Source organism: Shewanella sp. Choline-02u-19 (assembly GCF_002836205.1).
Lineage (GTDB): Bacteria > Pseudomonadota > Gammaproteobacteria > Enterobacterales > Shewanellaceae > Shewanella.
In genome coordinates this window covers 2,601,417-2,614,491 of record NZ_PJBE01000013.1, presented here as the reverse complement: position 1 = coordinate 2,614,491, position 13,075 = coordinate 2,601,417, and the positions used below count along the sequence as shown (strand labels likewise).

Sequence of the window (13,075 nt, the reverse complement as noted above, 5' to 3'; positions counted from 1 at the left end):
TTTATTTACCCCGCTCTGACTGCTAGTGCAGGTTCTGATGGCTCTAATTTTAACAGATCGCTTAGCTCAACATTTTTTGGTTTGACCAAAATAAAACAATCTATCCAGTTTTCAAAATCACTTAAGATCATCTTGGCATGTTCGCTGTTGGTTTCTTTAACATGCTGCTCGATCAACTCGCGTAAATGTTGTTGCTGAATAGCGGACTCTACTTTGTGAGTGTCGACCATCTCAGTATTGACGCGGCGATTAAAGCGGCCAAACTGATCAAATACATAAGCAAAGCCGCCCGTCATGCCCGCACCAAAGTTAACGCCTGTACAGCCTAGTACCACAACGATGCCACCGGTCATATATTCACAACCGTTATCACCTAAGCCTTCAACTACGGCAATTGCGCCGGAGTTACGCACCGCGAAACGCTCGCCAGCCTGACCCGAGGCAAACAATTTACCGCCCGATGCGCCATACAAACAGGTGTTACCTAAAATGGTAGAACGCTCTGATTTGAATGGACTGCCTAAAGGTGGATAAACACAAATTTTACCGCCTGACATGCCTTTGCCGACGTAATCGTTAGCGTCGCCACACAGCATTAGCTCGAGGCCTGGAGCATTCCACACGCCAAAGCTTTGGCCAGCACTGCCATTAAACTTCAACATAATGGGAGATTTAGCCCCATCGCGACCCATATGGGTTGCTATATAACCTGAAAGGCTGGCGCCCACTGAGCGATCGGTATTGTTGATGTTGAACATCTCACAAATAGATTCACCCGCGAGTACAGCCTCTTTGCAATCTTCAACTAGGCGTTTATTTAACGTGCCTGGATCTGATGGTGGATTGGTTTCGCGCCATGTGACTGCCGATGCAGCTGGCACTTCAGGGCGATACAGAATTGGGGTTAGATCTAAACCTTGTTGCTTAGCAGTTTCGCCCTCTAATGCCGCTAACCAATCGCTACGGCCAACGAGCTGTTCAAATTCGGTGACACCTAAGTCCGCCATGTACTCGCGGATCTCTTGGGCGACAAACTCAAAGTAAGTCATTACGCGCTCTGGTAAGCCGTGGTAATGCTCATTACGTAGCTGTTTGTTTTGCGTCGCAACGCCGGTTGCACAGTTATTGAGGTGGCAAATACGCAGGTATTTACAACCGAGTGCAATCATAGGCACGGTACCAAAACCAAAGCTTTCAGCGCCGAGCAGCGCAGCTTTGATGACGTCTTTACCGGTTTTTAAACCGCCATCCACTTGCAAGCGAATTTTATGACGTAGGCCGTTGGTCACTAGCGACTGATGCACTTCAGCAAGTCCCAGTTCCCATGGACTGCCAGCATACTTTACCGAGGTAATAGGGCTAGCCCCTGTGCCGCCGTCATAACCCGATATGGTGATCATATCGGCGTAGGCTTTAGCCACGCCAGTGGCGATGGTGCCGACGCCGGGTTCTGAAACCAGTTTGACTGAGACCAAGGCCTTAGGGTTTATCTGCTTTAGATCAAAAATCAGCTGCGCTAAATCTTCAATAGAGTAGATATCGTGATGTGGCGGCGGTGAAATTAGCGTGACACCGGGGCGCGCATTACGCAGCGCGGCAATTTCAACGCTGACTTTATCGCCAGGGAGCTGTCCACCCTCACCAGGCTTAGCGCCTTGGGCTATTTTAATTTGTAATACTTCAGCATTGACGAGGTAATGTGCGGTTACACCAAAACGCCCTGAGGCAACCTGTTTAATGGCTGAGTTACCTTCAGTGTTAAAGCGGCGTGGATCTTCTCCGCCTTCACCCGAGTTGGAGCGACCGCCAAGGCGGTTCATTGCTACGGCTAATGCTTCATGAGCTTCAGGGCTGAGTGCGCCGATACTCATCGCTGCGCTGTCAAAGCGAGTGAATAGTGTTTTAGCGGCTTCCACTGTTGAGACATCAACGGGGGCAAGCTCACCCTTTACTTCAATCAAGTCTCTTAGTGTCGCAATCGGGCGGTTATCTACCAGCTCGGTAAAGCGTTTGTAGTTGCCGTAATCTTGATCGCGAAGACTGGCTTGTAGGGTATTGACCACATCAGGGTTAAAGCAATGGTATTCACCACCTTCAACATATTTTAGCAATCCACCTTGTGGTAGTGCTTGGTGAGCTCTGAAGGCGTTCTTGTGTAGCAGTTGTTGATCTTGTTCAATCAACTTGAAACTCGCCCCTTGAATACGGCTAATCACACCGTTGAAGCACAGTTCGACCACTTCATCAGCCAAGCCAACGGCTTCAAACTGTTGACTACAACGATAAGAGGCGACGGTACTAATGCCCATCTTAGACATTATTTTACGCAGACCTTTGTCTATGCCGAGACGGAAGTTGAGCATTAGGTCGCGAGTGTTTTCAACGCCGTTACGTTTAGCTAAATCTGAAATGCACTCATACACCAAGTAGGGGTAGATCGCGGTGGCACCAAAGCCAATTAATACCGCGAAATGATGTGGATCGCGGGCCGATGCGGTTTCAACAATAATGTTGGTGTCGCAGCGCAGGCTCTTGTTCACTAAAATTTGCTGCACGGCGCCAACAGCCATCGCTGCGGGGATCACCTGCTTTGACTTCGCGGTGGCTCGATCTGACAGGATAAGCAGTGTGGTGCCTGTTCTAGCCAAGCGCTCGGCTTCATCACAGATCCGCTTAACCGCGGCTTCAAGACCTTCGCTCAAGTCGTAATTCAAATCGATAGTGTTTGCGCGATAGTAAGTACTATCTAATGCCATTAGCTGACTAAAATCGCTAAAAAGCAGTACTGGTGAATTGAACATCACGCGATATGCATGTCCGGTGGTTTCATTAAACAGGTTTTGCTCACGACCGGCGCAGGTAGTGAGTGACATAACGTGTTTTTCGCGCAGTGGATCGATAGGGGGGTTAGTCACCTGAGCAAATTTTTGACGGAAGTAGTCATAGATTGTGCGTGACTTTTTAGACAGCACAGCCATAGGCGTGTCGTCGCCCATAGAGCCCGTTGCTTCTTCGCCTTTTTTCGCCAGAACCCAAATGACCTGCTCTAACTCTTCACGTGAGTAACCAAACTGCTTTTGATATTGCAGTAGTTGGTCATCTGAGTATTCTCGTGAGCCTTGCTCGTTAGGGCCAAAATCTTCCGCTGGTTTTAACACTTTACTGTTTTTAGCCATCCACTCTTTGTATGGATGACGACGCTTAAGGTCGTTATCAATCTCAAACGAAGAGTAAAGTTTACCATTCAAGGTATCTAGCACCAGCAGCTCGCCAGGTCCGACGCGACCTTTCTCAATCACTTCATCTGGGGCGTAGTCCCAAATACCGACTTCTGAGGCCAGCGTTAAAATACGATCTTTAGTGATGACATAACGCGATGGTCGCAAACCGTTACGGTCGACCGCGCAAGCCGCATGACGACCATTGGTCATGACGATGCCCGCTGGGCCATCCCAAGGTTCCATGTGCATGGAGTTAAAGTCATAGAATGCTTTTAATTCTGCATCCATCTCTGGATTACTTTGCCACGCTGGTGGAATAAGCAAGCGCATTGCTCGGTACAAGTCCATGCCGCCGGCTAGCAACATCTCTAACATGTTATCTAATGATGACGAATCTGAGCCTGTTTCATTGACGAACGGCGCAGCTTGCTGCAAGTCGGGCAGCAGCGGGGCGTGAAACTTATAGGCACGGGCTCGTGCCCACTGCCGATTACCGGTAATGGTATTGATCTCGCCATTGTGGGCTAAATATCTAAAAGGTTGCGCCAGTGGCCACTTTGGCGATGTGTTGGTAGAGAAGCGCTGGTGGAATAAACAGATAGCGCTTTGCAGGCGTATATCGGCTAAGTCGCTATAAAATGATGGCAGATCTGCAGGCATCATCAAGCCTTTATAGACGATGACTTGCCCCGATAGACTGGCAATATAGAAATCTTTATCGTGGCTTAGTTGCTGCTCTACACGGCGTCTTGCCATATAGAGACGACGCTCTAAGTCTTTTTCGCGCCAGCCAATAGGCGCGTTAATGAGTACCTGAACAATTTGCGGCTGACTTGCTTTGCCGATAGGGCCCAATACATCAGGGTTAACTGGCACATCTCGCCAGCCAGCCACACTTAAGGTTTCTTTCTGTAGCTCTTGTTCTATTAGATGCTTGGTTTGTGATGCCAGCTCTTCATCTTGGCTAAGAAAAAGCATACCCACAGCAAAACGACGGCTTAAATGCCAATCATTTTCTGCTGCAATTGCTTTAAAAAATTCCGTCGGCAGTTGCATTAATAACCCGCAACCATCACCAGTGCGCCCATCTGCGGCAATACCACCACGGTGCTTCATGCGGTCCAATCCGTGAATTGCGGTACGTACTATACGGTGACTCGCTTCACCGTCCATTTGAGCTATAAGCCCAAAACCACAATTGTCCCGTTCAAAACTTGGATGATATAAGCTCATTTGTACACTCCCTAACTTCAACCGATACTACTCGGGAGATAAAGCAAAAAATATCTATAGATATTCACCCGAATCAATCAAATTAACCCTAAGCGCTCTAAAGGTCAAACCAAATTATTGCATAATATCTATACGAGTCTAACTATTTAATACGCTCGTTTAACTTGGTTTACCTTTACGTAAACTGTAAAATGCTCCGTATAACCTTATGAATAAAAAGAATTTTAAATTGTGCGCTTATTGGGCTTTACGTATTTGCAACAAGTTTGGCGATTGTAACCTATTTGAGGAAAGTGATTTTTATTGCAAATACAGTGAAATGATAATCACTTTGGGGTCTGACTATTTATGCATAAGCTGATGTTGTTTCTCAGTTAATGTGTACAGCATAAAGATTGCAATGAAATTACGGTTATTTGAGCTAGCGCTAATAAATGAATTGAGGAAATGAATAGAATGACGCAAATTTTTAGGTTAGGTGATTTACTTTGGGCTTGGATAGTTACGTTAATACGTTTGGCAGTGTATGTAAGCAGCGATATGGAGAGCGGATCCGTAAGCTGACAATTGATGCAAAATTTACCTGTCCAAACCGAGACGGCACACTTGGCAAAGGTGGATGCACTTACTGCAACGTGGCCTCATTTAGCCATGAGCATAAAACTGAGTTGTCGATACAAGCTCAGTTAAGCCAAGGCCGTGAGAGGTTATCAACCAAACCTTCGAAATATATTGCTTACTTTCAGGCGTACACCAGTACTTATGACGAGTATTTAGTGTTAAAGCAGAAATACGATGAAGCGATACAAGACAGTGATATTGTCGGTTTATGTGTCGGCACGCGCCCTGATTGTGTGCCTGATGAAGTGATAACGTTATTGGCTGATTATCAGCAGCAAGGGCTAGATGTTTGGCTAGAGCTGGGTTTGCAAACGGCCAATAATAGAACCTTAAAGAAGATCAATCGCGGCCATGATTTTGAGGTTTATGCTGATACGGTAAAGCGTGCCCGAGCAAAAGGCATTAAAGTCTGTACACACTTGATTTTGGGTTTACCTGGAGAAGGGCATTCTGACTACCTCACTACGTTAGATAAAGTGTTAGAAGTTGGTGTTGATGGCTTGAAGCTACACCCTTTGCATATTGTAGAAGGTAGCACCATGGCTAAAGCTTGGCGGAATGACAAAATGGAGTTGTTAGCCATAGAGGATTATGCCTACAGTGTGGGAGAGTTAATCCGTCGTACTCCTAAAGACATTATCTTTCATCGAGTGACAGCCTATGCTAAAAAACCTATGCTTTTAGCACCTGATTGGTGTGCTTTTCGCTGGGATGGTTTAGTGGCTATTGTTGATGATTTAAAAGCCAAAGGTGCGCAAGGTAGTCATTTAGCAATCTCTTAACTGTCTATGGCGTAAGCGATTTGTAATGCATATTAAATACCGCTTGGTAAAAATCACTATATTTAGCGAATGGTGATGTTTTTTGATTAATCAAAGGTTAATAGAAGGTTAAATAACCAACGAATTTAACTACATATGACACTAGTTGTTGCACCTATCATTTTAGCGGGTATTATGTGGTAAAATCGTCTTTTAAATACACGGCAATCATTTTGAGAGGTGCCTAGATGGCAGCAGCTGAATTAGAATCAATCTTGGATCTTAATACACTGGAGCAGTACTGCAGTGCAATTGGCGCAGGTACGCTACTTAAAAGTGTCGTATTGTTTGAGCAGCTAATGCCTGAATATATTGGCAATCTAGTTAACGCTTATGAAGCGAAAGATAAAGACACATTGTGCAGTGAAGCTCATAAGTTTAAGGGAGCTGCTGGCTCTGTTGGCTTAAAGCGTATTCAACAGTTTGCACAGTTATTACAACACGGTGAAGAAGCAGCATGGGAGAATGAACATTCGGTTTGGCTAAACGAAATTGTTAACCATGGTTCTAACGACCTCCAAGAATTAAAGCAGTATCTTGAATCTAAAGCATAAGCTTTGATCCAAATATTGAGATGGCGCTGTTTAGGTAACTAAACAGCGCCATTTTTTTAAACGCATTATGCTGCTCATTCTATTTGGTAAAACAGTTTGCGTTGCTTCACACTCTGTTGGCGTTTTTAAAGTGAAGGCTCGGTAAAGTGTGGTAGAGTTAAATAGAACCTTTCGATAAATAACGTCATTGGTAATCTGCTTTATGAAACATCTTCCGAGTTTGAAAAATCTGTTTTATTTGGTCAATTTACATCAAGAACAAAATTTTAATCGCGCTGCTAAAATTTGTCATGTTAGCCAGTCTACGCTCTCAAGTGGGATCCAAAACCTTGAAGAGCAATTAGGGCATCAACTTATTGAGCGTGACCATAAATCATTTATCTTCACCGCGATTGGTGAAGAGGTTGTACTACGTTCACGCAAATTACTAACGGATGTTGATGATTTAGTCGAACTGGTTAAGCATCAAGGTGAGCCCATGACCGGCGAAATTCGCTTAGGTTGTATTCCCACTATTGCACCGTTTCTGTTAAGCAGAGTTGTCCAGCATTGCAAAGAAACCTACCCGAATCTAACCCTTTTTTTAAAAGAGGATACAACCGATAGGCTGGTTGACGCATTAGGTAAAGGTGAACTGGATCTGTTGCTACTGGCGTTACCGGTGGATACTAGCGGTTACCATAGTATGAAAGTGGGTATTGACCCATTCAAAATGGTGGTGCATACCGATCTTTCTGACGAGATCCATGAGCCTATTGATTATCAAGACTTACCTGATGAGAGTATCTTCTTATTGCAGGCTGAACATTGCATTACCGGCCATGCCATTAGTGCATGTCAGTTAGGTGAGAGTACTAAAATCAACCCATTTGCGGCAACAAGTTTGCATACGTTAGTGCAGATGGTGAATTGCAAGCTAGGGACCACATTTTTACCGCAAATGGCGATAGATGCAGGGATCTTAAGCAATACTGATTTAATCACGATGGCACCACCGGGTGAAACACCTTATAGGGATATTGGCCTTGTTTGGCGTCAGACATCAAGCCGCATTCTAACTTTTAGAACCTTAGGCTTAGAGATCCAAAAGTTGCTTGAATAAGCTTAATAAAGACCTTTAATATTGATAGTCGCAGTTTACCTCTGAGCGAGACTGCAAGTTCACACCAAGCCGATATAGATATATCGGCTTTTTTATGCCGGATTTTTAGGGGTAACACCAAACACTTCAATAGAGTGCTGTTTTCCTTTTAGCTTAATAGGCCCAAGGTTGTTGAGGTTATATTGGGTTTCGCCATAGTCGAGACGAGACTTTAACGAACCAGAGATCAACATTCTTTGGCCGAGAGGGTTACATTGATCTTGTAGCCTTGCCAAGGTATTGAGTACATCACTAAAGAAGCTAATCTCTTGTTTTTGAACACCAACGACAGCTGCCACAACTTGGCCACAATGCGCTGCGGCTTTAAACTTGGGCACAAAACCGTATTGCTCTTCAAAATAGCGTCTTTGCCAGCTAAGTTGCTGCGAAAATTCATGATAGATATTAAAACAGCGATCTTGTTTAATCCCATCTTTAAGTGGCCAATGGATAAGCACTGCATCTCCCATATAACGGTAGATCTCGGCTTCGTTGTTGGTCACCGTATCCGCTAACAGGCTAAAGCTATCTTGGATCAAACGGCTAAAGCGGTAATCGCCTAGTGATTCAGCATGAGTGGTAGAAGCGACCATATCCAGATAAAGAAACAGCCGTTGCTCATATCGTGGCTTATGGTATTTGCCTAGGCCAATATTTAATAACACTCGCGGCCCCACAAGTAGTGCCATTTGTTCGATAAAGGCAAGTCCCACTCTGACCACAACTAGGTAAACGATAAGTGCTTGGAAAGCGGGACTATAAAGAATGTGTGCCGTGAGCATTTGTCGTAGGGTTGTCATGTGGTTTTCAATTGCCCACATGTTGAGATACTGAGTGATATAAGCGAGCGTGGTTGCTCCTAACAGTAGAAACAGCCCTTTAAAGAGAACGGAGAAGACATAGGGTAAGCGGTTTATGGCACTAAAGTTAGCAATGAGGTTAGACATCCAGTGCAGGCTGCCGAAAATAATCCCCATGTAAATTGAAAGCGTGGCTAAATCAGCAGAACCAATGGCCCACTGAGGAAGTTCAGGCGTCTGCGCGTATCTGAAAAATACGAAAGCCGCCATGGCTACAGTCCAACCGAAAATAGCGAAAGCTAATTTCTTCGCTTGTATACGTGCTCTCACTGTATAAGGGGTATCCAACTGCTACTGTTTTTACGAGGCGCTAGTCTATAGAACATCACCTTACTATTTCCAGTAGTATTTGTGATCTAAGTCAAATGAATGTGAGTTTTGGGTTGGAATTCACTCAAATAAGCCCAGAAAGGACATTTTGAGTGAATTGTGTCTTCAAATAAAAGCCGCGAGGGTTAGTTTTCGACACTGCTCCAGTGTGGTCAATACTTTGGGTTAGCACTTGGCTATTGGCTGCTTTTGGGCGTAATTGTAGAACTTCACCATGGCGAGCGGTGATAGTTTCGACTTTTCCCATGGCGATGAGCTCCATTATTTCTTCCCAATCTTGCTTCAATAATGCCGTTTCTTCGACGGAAGGACGCCACAATATGGGGGAACCTATTTGACGCTCTGCAAGTGGGATATCTCGAGCGCCTTGAACAGGGATCCACAGTACACATTGCAATTTATGGCAAACGACGCTGTTCTCCCAAGTTAGCCCGAGAATATTCGTCAGCGGCGCAACGGTAACGTAAGTGGTTTCGAGTACTTTACCCACTTGGTTAACGGGGATAGTTTTCAACTCTACCCCTAAGTGAACAAAATCGGGTTCGGGTCTTGAGCCTGCAAGGGCGCCAAGTTCCAATTCAATTAACTGGCCAACCCAGCCTTTGTGGCGTTTTAGATCTTTGGGAGATTCCACTTGATGGTAGTTTGCCAGTTGTCCTAGCGTAAGGCCTGCCATTGCTTCAGCGCGTGACATAAGCTCTTCAAGTGTACTTGGTGGTTGAGTTGATTTTTTCATAGCAAAGATTTTACTGCAGTTTTGCTATATAGCAAGCATGGTTGAAATTTAAGCTGAAATCTAAATTCAAATAATCCCAATTAATATATATACATAAGTTATTGAATATAATCATTTAAAGTGATTGTTGGCTTTAAGCTTAATACGCGTTGTTCAACTTACTCCAGTGCTTTCCCTATTTTTCCAACATAGTTATCCACAGTTTTATTGGATAACTTCCGTTTCCCTCACGACTACTGCAATGAATGTGATCTGTCAATGCTATTTAAAGGCGATTATTTGCTTTTTTATGACTCTATATACTTGCACTTGTGAATAACATCATTATCCCAGCTATCTGTTTTTAGATTTTAAATTAGCTGGTTAAATAACGTACAGTTAAGGCTTGCTTAAGATTGGCAGATGTCTTTTTGCGTATTAAGCTGTTGTTTTAATAGGTTAATTAAGGTGGCTCAAATCGATGCTTTGTTTTGTTATCTCATGCTGATAGTGAAGTTATTTGGACTTCTAGAGAGTTTCCAACAGAGATATCCACAGATTTTGTGGATATAATTGCATTTATAGGTTTGCTCCTGTTGATAAGGTTTGAGTTTGCTTAGATTTATCCAACAAATATGCGGAACAGATATTTGCTGCAACGCGAGCTTTGTGAAACAATCAATTCATTAATAGTTAATAGTTTGGAGTCCATGTGATTGATAGTGACGGCTTTCGCGCAAATGTGGGCATCATTATCTGTAATCGCTCTGGGCAGGTTATGTGGGCTAGAAGATTTGGCCAACATTCCTGGCAATTTCCTCAAGGTGGCGTTGACGAAGGTGAGTCAGCAGAAGAAGCCATGTATCGTGAGTTATACGAAGAAGTAGGATTAAAGCCAGAACATGTGCAAATCCTAACCTCTACGCGATCTTGGTTACGCTATAGACTCCCGAAGCGATTGATCAGACAAGATAGTAAACCCGTTTGTATCGGGCAAAAACAAAAATGGTTTTTATTACAGTTAAAAAGTGCTGAAAGTGCCATTAATTTAAACGCCTGTGGCCATCCTGAATTCGATGATTGGCGTTGGGTCAGTTATTGGTACCCTGTTAGGCAAGTGGTTTCATTTAAACGCGATGTTTATCGAAAAGTCATGAAAGAGTTTGCGCCGACAACACTGCCTTTGCAGATTAAAGAGTCGAACCATAAAAGAAGAGGTATGCGCAGAATTTAAAGGAGGTTTGCGTTAGTGCTAAAAACACTTAGGGATATAACACAAGTCGTTGCTTCAGCCAGAGATCTTGAATATGCGCTGGAGCAGCTTGTGCGGCAGACCAAACTGGCAATGGCAACGGAATGTTGCTCTGTCTATATATTGGAACAACAACAACTGGTCCTATCCGCAACAGACGGGCTTGAGCCCGATGCCGTTAATCGCGTTAGTTTGCCACTGACTCAAGGGTTAGTCGGCTTGGTTGCACAGCGTGAGGAAGCGGTAAACCTTGCTGATGCGTCTGCTCACCCTCGATTTAAATTACTTCCTGAAGTATCTGAAGAAGCTTATAACGCATTTCTTGCAGTTCCCATTGTTTATCAAAAGTCCGTCATCGGCGTCATCGTTGTCCAGCAGACTCAAACTAGGCTATTTAGCGAGGGAGAAGAAGCCTTTTTAATGACGTTGGCAGCGCAGCTCGCCATGGCGATTAAAGGACTAAAGCGCAGGGCCGTGGTAAACCACACCGCACAGCAACCACTCTATTATGAAGGTAAATCAGCATCGAAAGGGATTGCGATTGCTAAAGCTTTGTTGCTTGGTGGGCAGATATCGTTTGATCTCTCAGAGGTTAAGATAACCGCGATTACTCAAGAAGAGGTTCGCCTTAAATTGGCAATGAGTCGCTGTAAGGATTTGCTTGCTAGCTTATCTCAACGTTTCGATAGAGAGAAAGATGAAGAAGCGGCTTCGATTTTTACCGCATTATTATTGTTACTAGAAAAAGCCAGTTTAGGTGGCGAGTACATTAAAGAGGTGCGGTTAGGCTGGAGTGCAGAAACGGCTATTTGTCGCGTATCTAAGCATTATATTGCCCACTTTAATAGCATGGAGGATCTCTATCTAAAAGAGCGTGCCAGTGACATTAAAGATATTGGACGACGTGTGCTGAGGCAGTTGATTGAGCCTGAGAAGATCATTCTTGAGCCCGATACGCCGGTTATTTTAATCGCTCGGGAAGCGAGTACAACCTTACTTGCTGAATTTCCTAGACGAAAACTGGCAGGGATTGTCACTGAACTTGGCGGCGTTAATTCCCATGCTGCAATATTAGCGCGTGCATTAGGCGTACCTGCCATCATCGGGGTTAATGGTATTTTAAACGCAGGGCTTGATAAGCGACAAGTGATTATTAACGCCAATAGAGGCCAGCTGCTGGTTGAGCCTTCTGCCACTATATTATCTGAATATAAAAGTCTAATAGCCGCTGAAAAAGCGCTGCAACGCCGATATGCCGCAGAATTACCCTTACCAACGGTGACGATTGATGGCTTAAGGGTTTACCTCTATATCAATAGTGGTTTAATTAGCAGTATTGATTCTGATACAGGCTGTGACTCTGATGGTATCGGTTTATACCGTACTGAAATTTTGTTCATGTTGAAGCAGTGTTTTCCTGGAGAGCAAGAACAGTTAGAGGTTTATCGCAAAGTGCTGACCGCAGCCAAAGGCAAACCTGTAGTCATGCGTACATTAGACGTGGGGGGTGATAAGCCGCTTGATTATTTCCCGATCGTTGAAGATAACCCGTTTCTCGGTTGGCGCGGAATAAGACTTAGTTTAGATCACCCTGAGTTGTTTTTAGTGCAGTTAAGGGCAATGCTACAAGCCGCAAGTGATACTGATCAGCTGCATGTTTTACTGCCAATGGTGAGTAATTTAGAGGAGATTGACTTAGCGTTAGTCTACTTTGAACAGGCGCATCAAGAGCTCACCACTGAGCTGGGTAGGGTGATATCTATGCCTAAGGTCGGTATCATGTTGGAGGTCCCTGTATTGCTTTATCAGTTAGATGAAGTTGCAAAACGGGTCGACTTTGTCTCTGTTGGTTCAAATGACTTAACGCAATACTTACTCGCGGTAGATCGTAATAACCCAAACGTGAATGCTCTTTTTGATAGCTATCATCCAGGGGTGCTTCGGGCACTTAAATTTGCACTTGAACGATGCAAAGCTAATCAGCTTTCCATCAGTGTCTGTGGTGAACTGGCAGGAGAGCCCATAGGGGCAATGTTGTTAGTTGCCATGGGGTACGATCAGCTAAGCATGAACCAGGCCAGTTTATCCAGGATCAATTATCTACTGCGCAGAGTCTCCAAACAGGAGCTCAGTGTGCTTTTAGAAGAAGCGCTGACGCTGACGTCTGGAGAGGAGGTAAAGTCGCTTGTCAGCGATTATTGTGAAGAAAAGGGCTTACTGGCTCTACTAAACTAATACCAATTGCATTGAGTCATTCGTCAATTGAAAAACGCCCACGCTTTTCAATTCAATGCGCATTGACGAAAGAATGGTTATTCGCTGATGAG

Annotated in this window: 8 protein-coding genes; 5 read left to right on the top strand and 3 right to left on the bottom strand. The window is 44.3% G+C overall.

All coding sequences use genetic code 11. From position 1 onward, the window contains the following. Positions 1-5: 5 nt before the first annotated feature. A complete protein-coding gene (gene gltB / locus CXF83_RS18040; protein WP_101090503.1) occupies positions 6-4,454 on the bottom strand; it encodes a glutamate synthase large subunit in 4,449 nt (1,482 codons plus the stop codon). Positions 4,455-4,942: 488 nt separating this feature from the next. Here gltB and CXF83_RS18035 point away from each other — a divergent pair, with 488 nt between their 5' ends. The 3 genes from CXF83_RS18035 (at position 4,943) to oxyR (ending at position 7,552) form a co-directional block, all read left to right on the top strand. Beyond that, positions 4,943-5,857 carry a TIGR01212 family radical SAM protein gene (locus CXF83_RS18035; protein ID WP_101090502.1) on the top strand — a complete coding sequence of 305 codons (915 nt, stop codon included), beginning with the start codon at positions 4,943-4,945 and terminating at the stop codon, positions 5,855-5,857. A 227-nt stretch (positions 5,858-6,084) separates the two neighbouring features. After that, entirely contained in the window at positions 6,085-6,450 is a 366-nt protein-coding gene (locus CXF83_RS18030) for an Hpt domain-containing protein (protein WP_101090501.1), read from the top strand. 202 nt (positions 6,451-6,652) lie between these two features. Continuing rightward, positions 6,653-7,552, top strand: coding sequence for a hydrogen peroxide-inducible genes transcriptional activator OxyR (gene oxyR / locus CXF83_RS18025; RefSeq protein WP_101090500.1), 900 nt, complete (start codon positions 6,653-6,655; stop codon positions 7,550-7,552). A gap of 92 nt (positions 7,553-7,644) precedes the next feature. Here the strand turns inward: oxyR and CXF83_RS18020 are convergent, their stop codons facing one another. Together CXF83_RS18020 and mutH are read right to left on the bottom strand one after the other, a co-directional pair. Then, positions 7,645-8,721 (bottom strand): adenylate/guanylate cyclase domain-containing protein, encoded by a 1,077-nt coding sequence (locus CXF83_RS18020; protein ID WP_101090499.1) that lies wholly within the window; start codon positions 8,719-8,721, stop codon positions 7,645-7,647. Between the two features lie 124 nt (positions 8,722-8,845). Beyond that, the gene (mutH, locus tag CXF83_RS18015) at positions 8,846-9,517 is read right to left on the bottom strand and encodes a DNA mismatch repair endonuclease MutH (RefSeq protein ID WP_101090498.1); all 672 of its coding nucleotides are present in this window, start codon (positions 9,515-9,517) and stop codon (positions 8,846-8,848) included. A 691-nt stretch (positions 9,518-10,208) separates the two neighbouring features. On the opposite strand from mutH, the gene rppH reads away from it, so the two are divergent. Further along, positions 10,209-10,730: an RNA pyrophosphohydrolase gene (gene rppH / locus CXF83_RS18010; protein ID WP_101090497.1), complete on the top strand. Its 522-nt coding sequence runs from the start codon at positions 10,209-10,211 to the stop codon at positions 10,728-10,730. Positions 10,731-10,745: 15 nt separating this feature from the next. Next, positions 10,746-12,983 (top strand): phosphoenolpyruvate--protein phosphotransferase, encoded by a 2,238-nt coding sequence (ptsP, locus tag CXF83_RS18005; RefSeq protein WP_101090496.1) that lies wholly within the window; start codon positions 10,746-10,748, stop codon positions 12,981-12,983. The last annotated feature ends 92 nt before the right edge of the window (positions 12,984-13,075 follow it).